The 18705-nt window shown below is 59.5% G+C and carries 17 protein-coding genes; 11 read left to right on the top strand and 6 right to left on the bottom strand.

Annotated elements, in window-relative coordinates:
• Positions 1–18 precede the first annotated feature (18 nt).
• The 3 genes from AC1DV6_RS02090 to AC1DV6_RS02080 all read right to left on the bottom strand — a co-directional run bounded on the left by AC1DV6_RS02090 (position 19) and on the right by AC1DV6_RS02080 (position 3048).
• Entirely contained in the window at positions 19–642 is a 624-nt protein-coding gene (locus AC1DV6_RS02090; protein WP_477974649.1) for a head GIN domain-containing protein, read from the bottom strand.
• A 149-nt stretch (positions 643–791) separates the two neighbouring features.
• A complete protein-coding gene (locus AC1DV6_RS02085; RefSeq protein WP_477974647.1) occupies positions 792–2093 on the bottom strand; it encodes a coiled-coil domain-containing protein in 1302 nt (433 codons plus the stop codon).
• Positions 2094–2331: 238 nt separating this feature from the next.
• Positions 2332–3048, bottom strand: a complete 717-nt coding sequence (locus AC1DV6_RS02080) for a Crp/Fnr family transcriptional regulator (protein ID WP_477974645.1) — start codon at positions 3046–3048, stop codon at positions 2332–2334.
• Positions 3049–3205: 157 nt separating this feature from the next.
• Between AC1DV6_RS02080 and AC1DV6_RS02075 the strand changes: the two genes are divergently transcribed.
• The 9 genes from AC1DV6_RS02075 to AC1DV6_RS02035 all read left to right on the top strand — a co-directional run bounded on the left by AC1DV6_RS02075 (position 3206) and on the right by AC1DV6_RS02035 (position 15183).
• Positions 3206–5164 (top strand): AMP-dependent synthetase/ligase, encoded by a 1959-nt coding sequence (locus AC1DV6_RS02075; RefSeq protein ID WP_477974643.1) that lies wholly within the window; start codon positions 3206–3208, stop codon positions 5162–5164.
• On the top strand, positions 5161–5946 hold the full coding sequence (locus AC1DV6_RS02070) for an ABC transporter ATP-binding protein (protein ID WP_477974641.1): 786 nt from the start codon (positions 5161–5163) through the stop codon (positions 5944–5946). The genes AC1DV6_RS02075 and AC1DV6_RS02070 overlap by 4 nt, the downstream gene beginning before the upstream one ends.
• Positions 5946–6875, top strand: a complete 930-nt coding sequence (locus AC1DV6_RS02065; protein WP_477974639.1) for a branched-chain amino acid ABC transporter permease — start codon at positions 5946–5948, stop codon at positions 6873–6875. The genes AC1DV6_RS02070 and AC1DV6_RS02065 overlap by 1 nt, the downstream gene beginning before the upstream one ends.
• 84 nt (positions 6876–6959) lie before the next feature.
• Entirely contained in the window at positions 6960–8036 is a 1077-nt protein-coding gene (locus AC1DV6_RS02060) for a branched-chain amino acid ABC transporter permease (protein WP_477974637.1), read from the top strand.
• 55 nt (positions 8037–8091) lie between these two features.
• Entirely contained in the window at positions 8092–9423 is a 1332-nt protein-coding gene (locus AC1DV6_RS02055; RefSeq protein ID WP_477974635.1) for an ABC transporter substrate-binding protein, read from the top strand.
• A 77-nt stretch (positions 9424–9500) separates the two neighbouring features.
• The gene (locus AC1DV6_RS02050; RefSeq protein ID WP_477974633.1) at positions 9501–10310 is read left to right on the top strand and encodes an ABC transporter ATP-binding protein; all 810 of its coding nucleotides are present in this window, start codon (positions 9501–9503) and stop codon (positions 10308–10310) included.
• A gap of 91 nt (positions 10311–10401) precedes the next feature.
• Entirely contained in the window at positions 10402–11658 is a 1257-nt protein-coding gene (locus AC1DV6_RS02045; protein WP_477974631.1) for a phenylacetate--CoA ligase family protein, read from the top strand.
• Positions 11659–11669: 11 nt separating this feature from the next.
• The gene (locus AC1DV6_RS02040) at positions 11670–14117 is read left to right on the top strand and encodes a penicillin acylase family protein (RefSeq protein WP_477974629.1); all 2448 of its coding nucleotides are present in this window, start codon (positions 11670–11672) and stop codon (positions 14115–14117) included.
• A gap of 91 nt (positions 14118–14208) precedes the next feature.
• Positions 14209–15183, top strand: a complete 975-nt coding sequence (locus tag AC1DV6_RS02035; RefSeq protein ID WP_477974627.1) for a tripartite tricarboxylate transporter substrate-binding protein — start codon at positions 14209–14211, stop codon at positions 15181–15183.
• 99 nt (positions 15184–15282) lie between these two features.
• Here the strand turns inward: AC1DV6_RS02035 and AC1DV6_RS02030 are convergent, their stop codons facing one another.
• On the bottom strand, positions 15283–15606 hold the full coding sequence (locus tag AC1DV6_RS02030) for a DUF1840 domain-containing protein (protein ID WP_477974625.1): 324 nt from the start codon (positions 15604–15606) through the stop codon (positions 15283–15285).
• 25 nt (positions 15607–15631) lie between these two features.
• On the opposite strand from AC1DV6_RS02030, the gene AC1DV6_RS02025 reads away from it, so the two are divergent.
• Positions 15632–15955: a polyhydroxyalkanoic acid system family protein gene (locus AC1DV6_RS02025; protein ID WP_477974623.1), complete on the top strand. Its 324-nt coding sequence runs from the start codon at positions 15632–15634 to the stop codon at positions 15953–15955.
• A gap of 85 nt (positions 15956–16040) precedes the next feature.
• Here AC1DV6_RS02025 and AC1DV6_RS02020 read toward each other — a convergent pair whose 3' ends face one another.
• Positions 16041–16295, bottom strand: a complete 255-nt coding sequence (locus AC1DV6_RS02020) for an acyl-CoA-binding protein (RefSeq protein WP_477974621.1) — start codon at positions 16293–16295, stop codon at positions 16041–16043.
• Positions 16296–16412: 117 nt separating this feature from the next.
• Here AC1DV6_RS02020 and AC1DV6_RS02015 point away from each other — a divergent pair, with 117 nt between their 5' ends.
• Positions 16413–17855 (top strand): wax ester/triacylglycerol synthase family O-acyltransferase, encoded by a 1443-nt coding sequence (locus AC1DV6_RS02015; protein ID WP_477974619.1) that lies wholly within the window; start codon positions 16413–16415, stop codon positions 17853–17855.
• 72 nt (positions 17856–17927) lie between these two features.
• Here the strand turns inward: AC1DV6_RS02015 and AC1DV6_RS02010 are convergent, their stop codons facing one another.
• Positions 17928–18701: a tetratricopeptide repeat protein gene (locus AC1DV6_RS02010; protein ID WP_477974617.1), complete on the bottom strand. Its 774-nt coding sequence runs from the start codon at positions 18699–18701 to the stop codon at positions 17928–17930.
• Between the last annotated feature and the right edge of the window lie 4 nt (positions 18702–18705).

Genomic DNA, 18705 nt, shown 5'->3' with positions numbered 1-18705 from the left:
GAATCTTAATACTGCGGATTACTCCGCCGCGCGTACGCTGCCAATGCCCTCGGCCGATTTGATTACCCGCGCTGGCCTGCCGTAATACGACAGCGAGCCAATGCCTTCCACCTTGGCGTTCAGCGATTCAGTGGCGCGCACCTTGGCAGAACCAATGCCTTCCAGGCTGGCTTCGACAGTCTTGGCGTCCAGCTCACGCGCATCCACGCTGCCCACGCCCTCGGCCTTCAGGACGAAACGCTGCACCTTGCCATTGGCAGTCAACGTGCCTACGCCCTGGTAACGCAAAATGAATTCCTCGCCTGCCAGCTTGTTAAGCGTCGTATCGCCAACGCCCTCCATCTGAAACTTGTTGAGTTGTGCCACGCCAATCACGATGGTCAACTTGTCTTTCCAGCCGGATCGTTTCTCGTCGGGCATGGAAATAACGAGATCGTCGCCCACCACCTTGGTACTCAGCTTCGCCATCAGATCCTGCTCGCCTGACACCACCACCGATTGCGTCTGACCGGCGGTGACCACCAGCTTGTACGCGCCTTGGGTGGTGATGGATTTGAACGCCGGAAGCTCGCGCGTTTCCTGCGCCGCCATGGCCAGAGGCGCTGCAGCCGCGATCATCATTGTTATCAGTAACTTGTTCATGGTTTTCATCCTGCGTGTTTAGGTTGATGTCACTGCCTGCAGTGTGGCGCGGTCGGCTGGCTGGGCATAGTGCGGGGCGACACACTGCAGAAATGGGGGGATGGATTGCAGGATGCTCTCATTCAAGTACGCGGCGTACTCAGAGACTGTCAGTCGGAGCTCTGAGTCGTCGTTTTCTGCGATGGTTCTGCCGCTTTCCGAGGGGTAGCGATGCTTTGTGCTTCTGCCAATAGGGCAAGAACTTTGTCTCGAAACATTGGGGCCAATGCCATCGCGTCCTGTACTTTGGAAGAATTAAACAATTCATGCAGTGGGCTGCCATGAGAGGTTGCCTCCATTAAACGCAATGGAGGCTCCTCCAAGCGCGTTAGAGATGAACCGAAAAGCCTCGCAGTGAATTCCGGGTCAAGTTTTGCAGCTTCTCGACGGTAGCCTTCGTAGGCTTTTGCAATTGAGGCCTTGTAGCTATAGTCTTCTGCAAGGCGAAAGCGCTGACCAATCTGCTTTGTCGCCACCCAAGCGAACCAAAGCGGGCCTCCAACGCTCAAAAGTGACAGAGCAAAATTCAACCAAATCACACCCCACTTTGGATCGGCATCTCCCAGGTTCTTTGAAAGTAACTCGACCCGCTGTGCCCCCATGAATGCGGCACAACCTAGGGCGACTACAAGCGCAACAACCCAAAGTTGCATAGATCGACTAAGCCCAGTTGCCCGCTGGTCGAATGCCCCTGCAAGCCCCTTTGATGTAGTAACTCGGTAGGCTTCCTCGCATTGAGCAACTAGCTTTTCAGCCTCTACACGAAAAGAATCCATGACCGCGACTGTGCTAATGGCAGCTGACTGTTGTTTACTAATTTCCTCCGCGTTCTTGGATGCTTCCTTTGTTAATTCATCCAATTGGCCTTTGGCTTCATTTAGCGAAGCCAAAGTCTCGGGGAGAAGCTCCGCAGTTTCGTACGCTTCATTGATTTGCTTCATGCGATCTGTCAGCGTGTCGCGATCCACTACAACAGCGTCAAGTTCGGCAGCCACGCGCGCGACCCGTTTGGCTAGTTGAACAGGCAATGTTCGCTGATCAACCGGTGCGTACTTCGGCATTAGATGCCGAACTCGCTCTCTCATACCCTGAATTGTCGCAACGTAAGCGGGAACAGCTTGGACACCGTTCCCGCCCCAGAACTGCGGCACTGCGGTACTTCGGAATTGATCCATTTGGGCTGCAGCGGTAGTCAGCAGCACTTGCCCCTTGCTATCAACTGTGTCTGAACCGCACTCCTGAATATCCGTCGCCAATCTAGAGGCGAAACTTGCAAGATCACTTAAAGTGAGTCCCACTTGATTCCATCCGTGAGTTGCATTGAGCGTATCTGCGTGCGTCGGGCCAATTGCAGTGATTGCGGCAGCCGTCGCGTTCAGCGAATTGACAAGCGGATCGAAGGCTTTGTCCATGAACTCTCTCCCTGAGTATTTTGTAGTGTTAACTATATCGAGGGATCATCTTTCGCGTTGAGAATTTTGCATTCGAGGCAGGTGGTTCGGGTATCCGGACGCAGGCCCCATTTGCAGCTGCCACAGAGCGCGTGTGGGCCGGAGAACGGATACCCGGGCCGCATGCTTCGTCTACCCTGCAGAGCTAATAGCTATAAAAATAGTAGCTGCTTGCGCAATTCAGATGCGCTCTGCGGCCCTATTCCGCTTGAAACACCTGTGACCGCAGCGCTTGCGGATCGAGGATGCGCAGGCCGCCATACTCCACGCGAATTGAACCCTGCGCGGCCAGGTTGGTCAGTGCTTCGTTGACTCGCTGGCGTGACAGGCCGACCAGATATGCCAGCTCCTGTTGCGTGATGCGCAGTACTTCGCCCACGCCGGGGTAGAGCACCGGGTTGAACAACGCGGCCAGGCTGCGGGCAACGCGGATGTCGGGGTTGTTGAGGCGGTCGATCTCGCGCGCGGCGATGAACTGGCCCAGGCGTTCGTTGAGCTGGTTCATTACAAAGCGATTGAAGCCAATCGAGTGATCGAGCAGCCAGTGGAAGGTGTCTACATGCAGCCCCGCGACCAGGCTCTTGCGCAGCGCCTGGATGTTGTAGCGATAGGCTTCGCGCTTCAGCGCCGTGCCTTCACCAAACCAGCCGCCAGGGGGGACTCCGGTGTGCGTCATGGTCTTTCCCTGTTCGTTGTCTGCACTCATTTTCAGCAAGCCATCGACTACGCCAAACCAGTAGGTCACCGGGCGGCCGATCCGGCACACGTACTCGCCGGCGCCGGCTTCGGCCACTTGCAGATCGTCGACCGCGCGCTCGCGCTCCGCAGGCTCCAGCACGCGCAGCCAAGGAATCGTGGCCAATTCGGCCTCAGTGAGTGGGCGTCGTCGCTGGTGCAGGGGGCTGGTCGTCAGCATGGAGAAAGGCGCTCGTAAGGTAGCGATAAGTGAAGGGAAAACACCTACCGAGAAACCGTTGAATTGTCGTCCAAATGACAACTCGACGTCAAATGCGGAACTACCATTTGCGCCATACAAGAGCCCTGCCATTGATGCGGAGGCATAACGAGGTGACATGACAACTGGCGCGCAAACCACTTTTCCGCAACTGCTTCTGGGGCACGCCAAGGCGCGGCCACAGGATGCAGCCATGCGCGAAAAGGAATACGGCATCTGGCAAACGCTGACTTGGGCTGACCTGGCGACCATGGTGGAACAGCTCGCCGCCGGACTGCACCAGGCGGGTTTGCGTCAGCATGACCACATGGTGGTGGTGGGCGCCAATCGCCCCCGGCTGTACGCCACGATGCTGGCGGCGCAGTCGTTGGGCGCAGTGCCGATCCCGCTGTACCAGGATGCGGCCGCGCCGGAGTGCGTGTTCCCGATCAACAACGCTGAGGTGCGCTTCGCGTTTGCGGAAGACCAGGAGCAGGTCGACAAGCTGCTGGAGATTCGCGCACAGTGCCCGCAGTTGGCCAACATCTACTTTGACGACCCGCGTGGCTTGCGCAATTACGAAGAGCCGGGCCTGCAATCAGTCGACGCCCTGCTGGAAACCGGCAAGGCCTTTGCAGCAGCGAACCCCAGCTTCTTTGCGCAAGAGGTGGCGAAGCTCACGCCTAACGATGTGGCAGCAATGTTCTTCACGTCGGGCACCACTGGCAACCCCAAGGGCGTGGTGCACACCCACGATTCGCTGCTGGACCGCGCCCGCGCCGGTGCCGCATTTGACCACCTGACGCACGCCGAAGAAGTATTGGCTTTCATGCCGCCGGCCTGGGTGGGGCAGAACATCTTCTCGTACGCGCAATGGCTGTCGTGTGGCTATGTAGTGAGCTGCCCTGAGGCCACCGCAACGACGACGATTGATTTGAAAGAAATCGGGCCAACCTATTACTTCGCACCACCGCGCATTTTTGAAGGCCTGCTGACCAATGTGATGATACGCATGGAAGATGCGGGAGCGATCAAGCGCTATATGTTCAACGCCTTCATGGCAGTGGCCAAAAAGGTGGGGCCTGCGCTGATGGATGGCAAGCCGGTAGCCTTGGGCGACCGCGTGTTGTACGCGCTGGGCAACGCGCTCGTCTACGGGCCGCTGCGCAACAACCTGGGTTTCAGCCGCGTGCGTGTGGCCTACACCGCAGGCGAAGCGATAGGGCCGGACCTGTTCAGTTTTTACCGTTCCATCGGCATTAATCTGAAGCAGCTATATGGCTCGACGGAGACGGCAGTCTTTGTCTGCTTGCAACCCGATAACCAGGCGTGGTCTGACACCGTGGGCGTGCCCTGCGCGGGCGTGGAAATCAAGGTCGCCGACAACGGCGAAATTCTGGTGAAGTCTCCGGGCTTGCTGAAGGAGTACTACAAAAACCCCGAAGCAACGGCCGAGGTGCTGACGGCCGATGGCTGGTACCACACCAGTGACGCCGGTTTCATCGATGCCCACGGCCATTTGAAAATCATCGACCGCGTGAAAGACGTGGGTCGCATCAAGGGCGGCACGTTTGACGCGGCGATGTTTGCGCCCAAGTACGTGGAAAACAAGCTGAAGTTTTTTCCGTATATCAAGGAAGTCGTGGCCTATGGCGATGGCCGCGAGAAGGTTTGCGTGCTGATCAACATCGACATGGACGCGGTCGGCAATTGGGCCGAGCGCCGCAACCTGCCGTATGCGGGCTACACCGATCTGGCGCAAAAGCCGGAGGTCTACCAGCTGATCAAGGATTGCGTGGAAAAGGTCAACGCCGATCTGAGTGCCGATGCGCTGCTAGCGGGCAGCCAGGTCAGTCGATTCCTCGTGTTGCACAAAGAGCTGGACGCCGATGACGGTGAGCTGACGCGCACCAACAAGGTTCGTCGCGGCTTTATCGCCGACAAATACAACGTGCTGGTAGATGCGCTGTACGGCGGCAAGACCGAGCAATTCATTGAAACCATGGTCAAGTTTGAAGACGGACGCACTGGCAGCGTCAGCGCCACGCTGCGCATTGAAGACGCAAAGATCTTCGCACCGGTGAAGGCAGCAGCATGACGAAACGCAAAATTGGCGACGTCATCCTCGACGTCAAAAACATCTCGCTGAACTTCGGCGGTGTCAAAGCCCTGACCGACATCAGCTTCGATGTGCGGGAGCACGAGATCCGCGCCATCATTGGCCCGAACGGCGCGGGCAAGAGTTCGATGCTGAACTGCATCAACGGTGTCTACACGCCGCAGCAAGGTTCGATTGCATTTCGCGGGCAAACCTTTAAACACATGAACAGCCACCAGGTGGCCGTGATGGGTGTGGCGCGCACGTTCCAGAACCTGGCGCTGTTCAAAGGCATGAGCGTGCTGGACAACATCATGTCTGGGCGCAACCTGAAGATCAAAAGCAACATCCTGATGCAGGCCTTGCGCATAGGCCCGGCGCTGCGCGAAGAAATCCAACACCGCGAGGCTGTGGAGCGCATCATCGATTTTCTGGAGATTCAAGCGTATCGCAAGACGCCAGTCGGCCAGTTGCCCTACGGCCTGCAAAAGCGCGTGGACTTGGGTCGCGCACTGGCGATGGAGCCGCAGGTGCTGCTGCTGGACGAGCCCATGGCGGGCATGAACGTTGAAGAAAAACAGGATATGTGCCGCTTTGTGCTGGACGTGAACGACGAGTTCGGTACGACGGTGGTGCTGATCGAGCACGACATGGGCGTGGTGATGGACATCAGCGACCGCGTCGTCGTGCTGGACTACGGCAAAAAGATCGGCGACGGCACGCCGGACGAAGTGCGCAACAACGAAGACGTGATTGGTGCTTACTTGGGGACTTCTCACTGATGGCATTTTTCCTTGAGACATTGCTAGGCGGCCTGATGGCTGGCATGCTGTATTCGCTGGTCGCTTTGGGTTTTGTGCTGATCTACAAGGCCTCGGGTGTCTTCAACTTCGCGCAGGGCGCGATGGTGCTGTTTGCGGCGCTGGCGATGGCGCGCTTTTCGGAGTGGATTCCGGCGGGTCTGGGCATTACCGATCCGATTGCGGCCAACGTGATGGCCTTTGTCGGCGCCGGCGTTGTGATGTTTGTCGTGGCCTGGGTGATCGAACGGCTGGTGCTGCGCCATCTGGTGAACCAGGAAGGCACGACGCTCTTGATGGCCACGTTGGGCATTGCCTATTTTTTGGAAGGCCTGGGCCAGACGCTGTTTGGTAACAGCATCTACAAGATCGATATCGGCATGCCCAAGGACCCGGTAATGATTCTGGAGAGCGCGTTTGAAGGCGGCATCCTGATCAACAAGGAAGACTTCTACGCCGCCCTGATAGCCGCAGCGCTGGTGGCATTGCTCAGCGTGTTCTTTCAGAAGACCTCGACAGGCCGCGCGCTGCGCGCCGTGGCCGACGACCACCAGGCTGCGCAATCGATCGGCATTCCGCTGAACCGCATTTGGGTCATTGTCTGGTGCGTGGCGGGGGTCGTCGCGCTGGTCGCCGGAATGATTTGGGGCAGCAAGCTGGGTGTGCAGTTTTCGCTGACCACGGTGGCGCTGCGCGCGCTGCCGGTTGTGATCTTGGGTGGCCTCACCTCGGTGCCAGGTGCGATTGTGGGCGGCTTGATCATCGGTGTTGGTGAAAAGCTGTCCGAGGTCTACATTGGGCCGATGGTGGGTGGTGGTATCGAGATTTGGTTTGCCTACGTACTAGCGCTTGGATTCTTGCTGATCAGGCCGCAAGGCTTGTTTGGCGAAAAAATAATTGATCGCGTATGAAATACGCGATCAATTATTTTTCAGCGAAGACTCACTTTTGCGAAGCAAAAGTTATGTCGCAGCTAAAAGATTATTGAGATTCTTATGTTTTACAGAGAAAACGGCCAATTCAAAACCACCTACCGGGCGGATCAGCAAATCCTGCCTATCGCGCAGGATCGGCTGGCGATGCTGATCTTGCTGCTGGTGGCCTTTGTCGCCGTGCCGCTGGGCGCCAGCGACTACATGTTTCGCGCGATCCTGATTCCGTTTCTGATCTTCTCGTTGGCAGCGGTGGGTGTGAATATTCTGGTCGGCTACTGCGGCCAGATTTCGCTGGGCTCGGGCGCGTTCATGGCGGTGGGCGCCTATGCGGCCTACAACTTCTTTGTACGCATCGACGGCATGCCGTTGCTGATCGCGCTGATTCTGGGCGGCGTCTGCGCGATGCTGTTTGGCATGGTGTTTGGTCTGCCGAGCTTGCGCGTGAAAGGCTTGTATCTGGCGGTTGCCACATTGGCCGCGCAGTTCTTTGCCGACTGGATGTTTTTGCGCGTCAACTGGTTCACCAACAACTCATCCAGTGGATCGGTGTCGGTCAACAATCTGCAGGTGTTTGGCTTCTCGCTGGAAAGCCCGGTAGCGCGGTATCTGTTTTGCCTGAGCGTGCTGGCGGTGATTGCGCTCCTGGCCAAAAACCTGGTCCGCGGCGCCGTGGGGCGTGAGTGGATGGCGATTCGCGACATGGATGTGGCAGCGGCGGTGATCGGCATTCGCCCGATGTACGCCAAGCTCAGCGCGTTTGCAGTCAGCTCGTTCATCGTCGGCGTAGCCGGTGCGCTGTGGGCCTTTATCTACCTGGGCGCCTGGGAGCCTGCGGCGTTCTCGGTGGACCAGTCGTTCAAGCTGCTGTTCATGGTGATCATCGGCGGCATGGGCTCCATCATGGGCAGCTTCTTTGGCGCGGCCTTCATCGTGGTGTTGCCGATTGTGCTGGCGCGCGCGCTGCCGACGCTGGCCGGTCTGTTTGGTTTCGAGATTTCTACCGCTGGCGTGTCGCACGCCGAGCTGATGACGTTTGGCGGATTGATTGTGTGGTTCCTGATCGTCGAGCCGCATGGCTTGGCCAAGCTGTGGGCGGTGGGCAAGCAGAAGCTGCGCTTGTGGCCCTTCCCGCATTGATTCCGCATTGATGTTTTTTCCCTGTGCTTCAACAACTAACTTTTAGGAGAGACAAATGAAGCTTCGTACTTTGGTGAAAGCAACAGCGCTCGTGGTCACGGTGGCCGCTACGTTGGCGAGCAGTCCGGTATTCGCGCAAGCGAAGGAGCAGTTTTTCCCGCTGCTGTCGTACCGCACGGGTCCGTATGCGCCGAATGGCACGCCGTGGGCCAACGGCAAGCAGGACTACATCAAGATGATCAACGCCCGTGATGGCGGCATCAACGGCGTCAAGCTGACGTTTGAAGAGTGCGAGACCGGCTACGCGACCGACCGCGGCGTCGAATGCTACGAGCGCCTGAAGAGCCGCCCTGGCGTCGCCCTGTTCGATCCGCAAGCTACGGGCATCACGTTTGCGCTGACCGAAAAAGTGGTCAACGACAAAGTACCGCTGATCACGCTGGGCTACGGCCTGTCGGTGGCGCAGGACGGCATGGCCTTCAAATGGAACTTCCCGCTGATGGGCAGCTACTGGACGGGCGCCGACATCCTGATCCAGCATCTGGGCAAGAAGGAAGGCGGACTGGAGAAACTCAAGGGCAAGAAAATTGCCTTGGTCTACCACGACAGCCCGTTCGGCAAAGAGCCGATTCCGCTGCTCGATGAGCGTGCGCGTCAGCTCGGCTTTGATCTGCAGAAGATTCCAGTCACTGCGCCTGGCGTAGAACAGAAAGCCGCCTGGCTGCAAGTACGCCAGAGCAAGCCCGACTATGTGCTGCTGTGGGGCTGGGGCGTAATGAACTCCACCGCGCTGAAGGAAGCGCAAGCCACGGGCTATCCGCGCGACAAGATGTATGGCGTGTGGTGGGCCGGCGCCGAGCCGGACGTGAAGGATGTGGGCGAAGGCGCGAAGGGCTACAACGCGCTGGCGCTGAACACTTCGGGCACGCAGCCCAAAGTGATCCAGGACATCCTGAAGCTGGTGCACGAAAAGGGCCAGGGCACTGGACCGAAGGACGAAGTCGGCCAGGTGCTGTACACCCGTGGCGTGATCATCCAGATGCTGGGTGTGGAAGCCGTGCGCCGCGCGCAAGAGCGCTTTGGCAAGGGCAAGGTCATGACCGGCGAGCAAGTGCGCTGGGGTCTGGAAAACCTGGCGCTGGACCAGAAGAAGCTCGACGCACTGGGCTTCTCCGGAATCATGCGGCCGCTGTCCACCAGCTGCTCTGACCACATGGGTTCGACCTGGGCGCGCGTACAGACCTGGGACGGCAGCAAGTGGGGCTTCTCGTCCGACTGGTACCAGGCTGACGAGCAAATCATCAAGCCCATGGTCAAGGCCGGTGCAGAGAAGTACCTGTCTGATAAGAAGATGACGCGCCGCGCCCCAGCGGATTGTCAGTCTTGAGCGAACGGCGGCTCCTCGTGAGCCGCCAATCCACAGGGTTGCAGCGCAGCCTTGTCGATTGGTAAACACATAGACCTATGGAACCGAAAAACATCGTTCTCAACGTGAATGGCATCGAAGTCATTTACAACCACGTGATCCTGGTGCTCAAGGGCGTGTCGCTGCAAGTGCCCGAGGGTGGCATCGTCGCGATCCTGGGCGGCAACGGCGCGGGCAAGACGACGACTTTGCGCGCCGTGAGCAACCTGCTGGCCGGTGAGCGTGGCGCGGTGACCAAGGGCAGCATCGAGCTGCGCGGTGAGCGCATTGAAAACCTGAGCCCGGCAGACCTGGTGCAGCGCGGTGTGGTGCAGGTGATGGAGGGGCGGCACTGCTTTGCGCACCTGACCATTGAAGAGAATTTGCTGACCGGCGGCTACACGCGCAAGAGCAAGGCCGAGGTGGCGGCGAATCTGGAGAAGGTCTACACCTACTTCCCGCGCCTCAAGACCCGTGCGTCCAGCCAGGCGGCGTACACCTCCGGCGGCGAGCAGCAAATGTGCGCGATTGGCCGCGCACTGATGGCGAGCCCCAGCATGGTGTTGCTGGATGAGCCGTCGATGGGCCTTGCGCCGCAGATCGTCGAAGAAGTATTCGAGATCGTCAAAGACCTCAACACACGCGAGAAAGTCACCTTCCTGCTGGCCGAACAAAACACCAACATGGCACTGAAGTACGCCGACTACGGCTACATCATGGAAAGCGGCCGCGTGGTGATGGACGGCGCGGCGGACTACTTGCGCAGCAACGAAGACGTCAAGGAGTTCTACCTGGGCGTTGGCGGCGGCGAGCGCAAGAGCTTTAAGGACGTGAAGAGTTACAAGCGGCGCAAGCGCTGGCTGGCTTGATTTTGGAATAAAAAATGCCTGCAAGGCGCATAAAACGTGCGTAAGCAGCTATAAATTTAGTAGCAAATGGTTTGATGTGTGGAGGCTTGCCATGACTTCTCGGTATGACGCGCTGGAAACCCGCAGCCCTGCAGAGCGCGAGGCAGGGCTGCTGGCGGCCCTGCCTGCGCAGATTGCGCATGCGCAAAAGTCGTCTGCGGCGTTTGCGGCTTTGCTCGCAGGCGTAGATGCGGCGAGTGTCACAACGCGCGCTGCGCTGGCCCAGTTGCCGGTGATCCGCAAGTCCGAGCTGCAGGAGCGACAGCAAGCCGCGCGTGAAGCGGGAGGCGATGTATTTGGTGGCTTCAGCGCGATTGGCTATGGTGCGGCGATGCCACGCATCTTTGCGAGCCCCGGCCCTATCTATGAACCCGAAGGCACGGGCAAGGACTACTGGCGCATGGCGCGCGCGATGTACGCGGCGGGCTTCAGGCCCGGCGAGTTGATCCACAACTGTTTCAGCTACCACTTTGTTCCTGCCGGCTCAATGATGGAAACCGGCGCGCACGCGCTGGGTTGCACGGTGTTTGCCGGCGGTACCGGCCAGACCGAGCAGCAGGTGCAGGCGATGCGCGAGCTGCAGCCTGCGGGCTATATCGGCACGCCCAGTTTTCTGAAAATCATTGTGGAGAAAGCTGCCGAGATGGGGGTGAAGATCCCCAGCGTCAGGAAGGCCCTGTTTGGCGGCGAGGCGTTCCCGCCATCCCTGCGCGACTGGTTTGCGGAGCGCGGCATTGCGGGCTACCAGTGCTACGCCACAGCCGATCTGGGTTTGATTGCCTACGAGACCGAAGCGCGCGAAGGCCTGGTGCTGGACGAGGGCGTGATCGTGGAGATCGTGCGGCCCGGTACCGGCGATCCGGTGGCGGAAGGTGAAGTGGGGGAGTTGGTCGTTACCAGCCTCAGCCCGGCCTATCCGCTGATCCGCTTTGGTACCGGCGATCTGTCGGCCATCCTGTCCGGCGCCTGCCCAACGGGCCGCACCAATACGCGCATCAAGGGCTGGATGGGCCGCGCGGACCAGACCACCAAGATCCGCGGCATGTTCGTCCACCCCAAACAGGTGGACGCCATCGTCAAGCGTTTCCCCGAAGTCGCCAAAGCGCGCTTGGTGGTCAGCGGCGAGATGGCCAACGACGTGATGACACTGCAAGTGGAAACCGCCTGCAGCGGGCCTGATGCGCTCGCCGCAAAAATTGCCGAAGCGATCCGTGATGTCACCAAACTGCGTGGCGAAGTCACTATCATGCTGCCAGGTTCCTTGCCCAACGATGGCAAGGTCATAGAGGACGCCAGAAGCTATAAATAAAGGGATTCACCATGGTGTGGTTGAAGCGTTTGGGATGGTCGCTGGCCGCACTGTTGATACTGGTGTTCCTTGCTATAGCGATTTATGTGCAGCGCAGCATGCCCACGCTGGACGGGGCGCTGCGCGTGGAGGGCTTGCAAAAGACCGTGCAGGTACAGCGTGATGCATCCGATGTCACCCATATCAAGGCCCAATCCACCCACGACGCGCTGTTTGCGTTGGGCTACGTCCACGCTCAGGAGCGGGGCTGGCAACTGGAGTTCAACCGCCGCGTGATGCACGGTGAGCTGTCCGAAATCTTTGGGGACGCCACGCTGGACACCGACAAGCTGATGCGCACCTTGGGCATCGTTCAGGCGGCGCAAAAGCAGTGGAATGGGTTGCCGCAGAACGCAAAAGACGCTTTGCAGGCCTACGCCGATGGCATCAACGCATTCCACAGCCAGGGCAACCAGGCTCTGCCACCCGAATTCCACATCCTGCGCGTAGAGCCTGGCACATGGTTGCCGCAAGACAGCGTCGCCTGGACGCTGATGATGGCGCTGGACCTGGGTGGCAATTGGGGCACGGAGTTTGCGCGCCTGTCCGCGGCGCAGGTGATAGACACGCAGCGCGTGTGGCAGTTGCTTCCGCCCTATGCCGGAGAAAAGCCCGCGGCCACAGCCGATCTGGCGGAGATGTACCGCGAACTGGGCGTGTACCGCGATGACGGCGCAGAGCGTCCCAAGGTCATTGCTTCCGCCAAGGCGATCAACGACTCCGTGGCGCAATGGTCAGACGCATTTGCCAACCAGATCGGCAATGTGGAAGGCAAGGGCAGCAACAACTGGGTGGTGTCGGGCTCGCGTACGGTCAGTGGCAAGCCTTTGCTGGCGAACGACCCGCATCTGGGCCTGGGCGCACCGGCCATCTGGTATTTCGCACGCATCCAGTCACCCGAGTTCGACACCATAGGCGCGACGCTGCCGGGCTTTCCGTATGTGGTGCTGGGGCGCACCGCCAAGGTGGCCTGGGGCTTTACCAATACCGGGCCGGATGTGCAGGACTTGTATCTGGAACACATCCACCCCGATGACCCCACGCTGTACCAGGTGCCCGACATCAACGGCAAGATGGCCTGGCAGAGTTTCCAGACGCGCAACGAGGTTGTGAGGGTCAAGGGCAAGCCGGATGTGGAGATAGTGGTGCGCGAGACGCGCCACGGCCCAGTGCTCTCCGACGTGCAGAAGTCGCACGCAGACATTCTGGACACCAGCAGCTTTGTGATCGCATTGCGCTGGAGCGCGCTGGATACTGACAACCGCACCGTGCTGGCGGCCATCGAAGGTAGTCGCGCGCAGTCAGTGGACGATATCGTCAAGGCCTACGCTCATTACCACTCGCCGATGCAAAACCTGGTGGTGGCGGATGTCAGCGGGAAGATACTCTACAAGGCGGTTGGCAAGGTGCCGCTGCGCCGAGCCGACAACGACATCATGGGAATGGCGCCATCCCCCGGTTGGGACCCGCGCTACGACTGGTCTGGCTGGCTGGACATCGCACAAACGCCTCAGGACACTGGAGCTAAGGGTTGGGTCGCCACTGCGAACCAGCGCATCACGCCGCCTAACTACAAGCCCTTCATGGGGCAGGACTGGGCCGTGTCGTACCGCTTTGATCGCATCGAAAAACTGCTGGCAGCCACGCCACGCCACGATGTACAAAGCATGGAGCGTATCCAGGCCGACACCACATCGCAAGCCACACTGCGTTTGTTGCCCTTTCTGCAAAAAACGCAGAGCAGCCATCCCTTGGCGGCAGCGGCGCTGGCCAGTGTGGAAAAGTTTGACGGCGTGATGGGTGCGGACAAAGTTGCGCCGCTGATCTTCTCGGCGTGGGTGGATGAACTGACGCGCGGTGTGCTGGCGCCTAAATTGGGCGAAGCCAAGTTCAAGTCGCTGTACGGCAAGCGACATTTCCGCACGGCCATCGAAGGCATTCTGGAACATGACAACGCTTGGTGGTGCGCGCCTATGCGCTGCGAAGAGCAGTCGTCTGCCGCGCTGGACCGCGCGCTTGCGCGGCTGCAGATTCAGTACGGCCCCGACGTAGCGGCCTGGACCTGGGGGGGCGCACATTTTGCCAAGAGCAGCCACCAACCGTTTGACAACGTGCCGTTACTGGCGCCGTATTTCGATGTGATGGTGCCTACGGGCGGCGACTCCAACACTGTCAATGTGGGCCACTACTGGCCCAACGACAGCAAGACGCCGTTTGCCAACCGGCATGCGGCATCGATGCGTGCGGTGTACGACCTGGCGGATCTGGAGAAGTCACAGTTCATCTACCAGACAGGGCAAAGCGGGCTGGTGTGGTCAGATCGTTACCGCGACATGCGCGATACGTGGGCACAGGTGCAGTACCGGCCCTTGCAGATGAACCCCCAACAGTGGACCCATACACAGACCTTACGACCCTGATTTTCAGGAGTGAGCAGGGGTTTACCGGATGCGTAAAGCGGCGATTCTGGATAGACTTTGTTTTGCCTTTAAAAAACTACAGGAGACATCCATGAAAAAGTTGCTGGTCGTTGCAGCCGCTGCGCTGTCCGTTTTATCTGCGCATGCGGATACGTACCCCTCCAAACCCATCACCATCGTCGTGCCGTTCGCCGCCGGTGGGCCGACCGACCGCGTCGCGCGCGATCTGGCCGAAGCATTGCGCAAGCCACTGGGCGGCGTGAGCATCATCGTGGACAACTCTGCAGGCGCCGGCAGCGCGATCGGCGCCGGCAAGGTCGCCAAGGCCGCACCCGATGGCTACACGCTGCTGTTGAATCACATCGCAATGGCAACCATGCCCAACCTGTTGCGCAACATGCAGTTCAAGATCGAAACCGATTTTGAATACCTGGGCATGATCAATGACGTGCCGATGACCGTGATCACCCGCCCGACCATGCCTGCGAAGAATTACAAGGAATTTGCCGCATGGCTTGCCGCCAACAAAGGCAAGATCAACCTGGGCAATGCTGGCATCGGCTCGGCCTCGCACCTGTGCGGCCTGATGTTCCAGAACGCGCTGCAGATTGAAATGACGGCCGTTCCCTACAAAGGCACCGCGCCTGCGATGACAGATTTGATCGGCGGCCAGATCGACCTGATGTGCGACCAGACCACCAACACCAGCACGCAGATCGAAGCCAAGAAGGTCAACGCCTATGCCGTCACCACGGCCAAGCGTTTGACGACACCGGCACTGAAAGACCTGCCGACGCTGCAAGAGTCCGGCCTGAAGGGCTTTGAAGTGACGATCTGGCACGGCCTGTACGCGCCCAAGGGTACGCCAGCCGATGTGGTCGCCAAGGTCAACGCTGCACTGAAAGTCGCGCTGAAAGACCCCGAGTTCCTGAAGAAGGAAGAAGCGCTGGGTGCTGTGGTGGTCACCGACAAGCGCATGGAGCCGGCTGAACACAAGAAGTTCGTTGCTGCCGAAATCGCCAAATGGGGCCCGATCATTCAGGCCGCCAAAGAGTACATCGATTAAATGTGGCCCCCACGCTCCGCCGCAGTGCGGGTCGCTGCCCCCCGAGGGGGCTAATTTTCCTTGGGGCGGCCCTGCGGAAAATTGCCCCTTACGCTATGGCTACACCCCCCAGACGATTTCCTTGTCCGCCTGGTGGCAGCGCTTCAGCATGTCGATGAACGGCACAGCGCGCTGGCGCAGGGAAATGCCTTCTGCGCGGGCCGGGGCTTCTCCCCGTTCCTGCGCGTCCCGCTGGGCCTGCTCTTCCTGTGCCACGGCGGCCTCCAGCGCAGCGATGGCGGCTGGCATCTCGGCTGGCAGCAGAATGCCTTTGCTGCCTGACGCAGAATCAGCTTTGCCGATGATCTGGAGCACCTGGCGCCCGTTGGGTTCCAGCATGATGAGGTCACCGGCGGCTTTGGATTTGAATTTGTAGAGGCTCATGTTGGCAACCTTGAGGAGTTAGGAAGTGGCAAATCTTCATATTCAGCGGGAGCACGCTTTGGGGCTCGCCGCTGCAAGAAAAATAGCGTACCAGTGGGCCGAACAGGTAGAGCAGGAGTTTGGCATGGAATGCACCTACGAGGAAGGCAAGACCAGCGATACGGTGAGCTTTACCCGATCCGGCGTCAATGGGACGCTTGCGGTGACCAAAGACGCATTCGCGCTCGACGCCAAGCTGGGCTTCTTGCTGGGCGCGTTCAAGGACAAGATCGAGGGCGAGATTGTGAAGAACCTCGACAAGCTGCTGGCGCCTAAGGCGGGCGCCAAGGCGGCGCCCAAGAAAAAATAGCACCTTCGCGGGAGCGAGGTGCTATTGCCAAGTGCTACTAATTTAATAGCTGCTTACGCACGTTTTGTGCGCCTCCTGGCCGTATTTAGCTCAGAGATTCAATCAGATCGATGTACTGCTGCATCGCGTCTTTGTCTGACGTGCCCTTGAACCCATTCCACGCGTCCCACTTGGCGCGGCCCACCATGTCGGTGAAGCCGGGCTTCTTTTCAGTGTTGTCGCCGCTGGTAGCCTGCTTGTACAGTGCATAGATTTTCAGCAGCGTGCTGTTGTCTGGGCGTTCGGTCAGCGATTTGGAATTGGCAACGGCGGCTTCGAATTGTGCTTTGAGAGTGGCCATGGAAATCTCCTGTGGGGTTGAATGTTTCTTTGGGCTCTATCTTACGGTGCCTTTTGCCTCAAAATAGAAAAGCCCTACCCAAGCCCAGGGTCGGCAATCCTCACTGAAACCAATCCCATGGTCACCCGCGTCCACAGCCAGAATGCAGCGCCGCAAGAGCGCATGAGCAAGGTCGACACGGCCTGGCTGCGCATGGACTCGGCCACCAACCTGATGATGATTGTCGGGGTCTGGGTGATACGCCCTGGCATCCACCGCCAGGATTTGGCAGAGCGCGTGCAGGAGCGGTTGCTGAAATACCCGCGCTTCGTGCAACGCGCAGTGGAAGATGCCACGGGCGCGAGCTGGATGACGGATGCGAACTTTGATCTGGCGCGCCATCTGGTGGTGGAGACCTTGCCCACCGGATTGCCTGGGCAGGAGCAGCAAGCCTTGCAGGAACGGCTTGCGCAACTGTGTATGGAGCCACTGGACCATAACCATCCCCTATGGCAAATGCATCTGGTGGAAGATTACAAAGGTGGCTCGGCCTTGATGGTGCGGATCCACCACTGCATTGCCGACGGCATCGCGCTGATTGCGGTGATGCAGTCGCTGGTGGATGGCGGCGCGCCGCCACCTGTGCGTCCCAGGCGCATGCCGCGCGAAAGTGGAGGCGGTGCGGAGGAATGGATTGCGGAGTCGCTGCTCAAGCCTTTTGCGAACCTCGCGGTCAAGGCGCTGGCGATGGCCGGTGGTGGTGCAGCCAAATCGCTGGACATGCTGTCCGACCCGCAGGGGGGCGCCGATGCGGCGCGCATGGCCTACCAGTTGCTCGGAGATATGGCGGCGCTGGCGCTGATGCCGGACGACTCACCCACCAGTCTCAAAGGCATGCCGGGGCTGACCAAGCGCGTGGCCTGGTGCGCGCCTTTGCCACTGGATGAAGTGAAAGCCATTGGCAAGGCGCTGGGTTGCTCCATCAATGACGTACTGCTGAGTTGCGCTGCCGGGGCGATTGGCGAGTACCTGCGCGCGGGTGGTGAATCGATTGACGGCAAGGAAATCCGCGTCATGGTGCCGGTGAATCTGCGCCCGCTGGACCAGGCCCACAAGCTGGGCAACCAGTTTGGCCTGGCGCCGCTGGTGCTGCCGATTGGGCTGGACAACCCGGTAGAGCGGGTGCTGGAGGTGCGCAAGCGCATGGTGGGCCTGAAAGACAGCATGCAGCCCCTGCTCGCGTTCGGTTTGCTGGCGGTGGCCGGTGTGCTGATCAAACCGGCGCAAGAGGCGCTGTTGAATCTGTTTTCGAAAAAAGCCACCGCAGTGATGACCAATGTGCCTGGGCCGCGCGAGAAGTTGAAGATCTGCGGATCAACGATTGAGGAATCGCTGTTCTGGGTACCGCAAAGCGGCACGGTGGGGCTAGGTGTGTCGATCTTGAGTTACGGCGGCGGCGTGCAGTTTGGCATCGTGTCCGATGCGGTGCTGTGCCCCGATCCGCAGCAAATCATTGACCGGTTTGAGCCGGAGTATGCGAAGTTGTCGCTGGTGACGCTGATGCTTCCGTGGGGAGAGTAATCACACCGTGGTGGCAATTTCCCGCCGGGCCACCCCAAGGGTTCTCGAAGAGCGGCGGAGCGTGGGGGCGATTTAACTGGCGAGTTCGGCCTGTGCCATATCGACATCAAGCCGCTCCATCGCATCCATAGGCGCGGCAGCGGCAGCCCGTTCATACAGGGCTGTGGCCTCCGCGTGGCGGTTTTCGCCTTCCAGGATGGTCAGTGCGTTGGCGTATTCCATCATCGCAATCGGCGACGTGGGTTTCAGTGCCAGGCCTTGCTGGAACAACTTCAGGCTCGTGTCTTTCTTGACGCCATAGGTCATGTTGCCAATCATCGCGCCGACCTTGTCAATCACCTCCGCGTGAAACGTTCCGAGGGCGATGTGTGCATCGCCGTGTTGTGGTTCCAGCCGAATCGTGGTTTCAAACGCCGTTTTGATTTTGCCGCCGAGGCCTAGCGCCAGAGCGCGTGCCACGCTAATGCCCTGGCTGAAGCGGCCCAAGGCGTAGCCCTGCCAGTAGTGGGCATTGGCATGTTCCGGGTTGTCTGCAATCTGCTGTGCCGCGCGCAGGGCCACCTCGTTGAAGATCTCGTGCTTGAGCTTTTCCTTGGGCTCCAGGTAGTTGGCGTACATGCACGCGGCCTTGTTGGCCACGGTGATGCCATCTGGTCCGGCCTTCAGCCCTGCCTCAAAAGCCTCCTGGAACTCGCCGCGGTGGAAATGCACCCATGCCGCCAGCACCTTGGGGTCTTGGGGCAAAGGTTCCTGGTCGCCCAGGTGCAGCTTCGACCATTGCTTGCGCACAGAGTCCGCATCGAACGGATATGCGCTCACATGGGGGAATGGGGTCCAGCGATGCATGGGT

It is taken from the genome of Rhodoferax sp. P2_H8_2, assembly GCF_056403235.1.
This window is presented reverse-complemented; position numbering and strand designations above follow the sequence as displayed.

What these genes read in the sequence shown, in the direction of transcription:
- AC1DV6_RS02090 (WP_477974649.1), bottom strand. Translation starts at nt 642, where the DNA reads ATGAACAAGTTACTGATAACAATGATGATCGCGGCTGCAGCGCCTCTG.
- AC1DV6_RS02085 (WP_477974647.1), bottom strand. Translation starts at nt 2,093, where the DNA reads ATGGACAAAGCCTTCGATCCGCTTGTCAATTCGCTGAACGCGACGGCT.
- AC1DV6_RS02080 (WP_477974645.1), bottom strand. Translation starts at nt 3,048, where the DNA reads ATGCTGACGACCAGCCCCCTGCACCAGCGACGACGCCCACTCACTGAG.
- AC1DV6_RS02075 (WP_477974643.1), top strand. Translation starts at nt 3,206, where the DNA reads ATGACAACTGGCGCGCAAACCACTTTTCCGCAACTGCTTCTGGGGCAC.
- AC1DV6_RS02070 (WP_477974641.1), top strand. Translation starts at nt 5,161, where the DNA reads ATGACGAAACGCAAAATTGGCGACGTCATCCTCGACGTCAAAAACATC.
- AC1DV6_RS02065 (WP_477974639.1), top strand. Translation starts at nt 5,946, where the DNA reads ATGGCATTTTTCCTTGAGACATTGCTAGGCGGCCTGATGGCTGGCATG.
- AC1DV6_RS02060 (WP_477974637.1), top strand. Translation starts at nt 6,960, where the DNA reads ATGTTTTACAGAGAAAACGGCCAATTCAAAACCACCTACCGGGCGGAT.
- AC1DV6_RS02055 (WP_477974635.1), top strand. Translation starts at nt 8,092, where the DNA reads ATGAAGCTTCGTACTTTGGTGAAAGCAACAGCGCTCGTGGTCACGGTG.
- AC1DV6_RS02050 (WP_477974633.1), top strand. Translation starts at nt 9,501, where the DNA reads ATGGAACCGAAAAACATCGTTCTCAACGTGAATGGCATCGAAGTCATT.
- AC1DV6_RS02045 (WP_477974631.1), top strand. Translation starts at nt 10,402, where the DNA reads ATGACTTCTCGGTATGACGCGCTGGAAACCCGCAGCCCTGCAGAGCGC.
- AC1DV6_RS02040 (WP_477974629.1), top strand. Translation starts at nt 11,670, where the DNA reads ATGGTGTGGTTGAAGCGTTTGGGATGGTCGCTGGCCGCACTGTTGATA.
- AC1DV6_RS02035 (WP_477974627.1), top strand. Translation starts at nt 14,209, where the DNA reads ATGAAAAAGTTGCTGGTCGTTGCAGCCGCTGCGCTGTCCGTTTTATCT.
- AC1DV6_RS02030 (WP_477974625.1), bottom strand. Translation starts at nt 15,606, where the DNA reads ATGAGCCTCTACAAATTCAAATCCAAAGCCGCCGGTGACCTCATCATG.
- AC1DV6_RS02020 (WP_477974621.1), bottom strand. Translation starts at nt 16,295, where the DNA reads ATGGCCACTCTCAAAGCACAATTCGAAGCCGCCGTTGCCAATTCCAAA.
- AC1DV6_RS02015 (WP_477974619.1), top strand. Translation starts at nt 16,413, where the DNA reads ATGGTCACCCGCGTCCACAGCCAGAATGCAGCGCCGCAAGAGCGCATG.
- AC1DV6_RS02010 (WP_477974617.1), bottom strand. Translation starts at nt 18,701, where the DNA reads ATGCATCGCTGGACCCCATTCCCCCATGTGAGCGCATATCCGTTCGAT.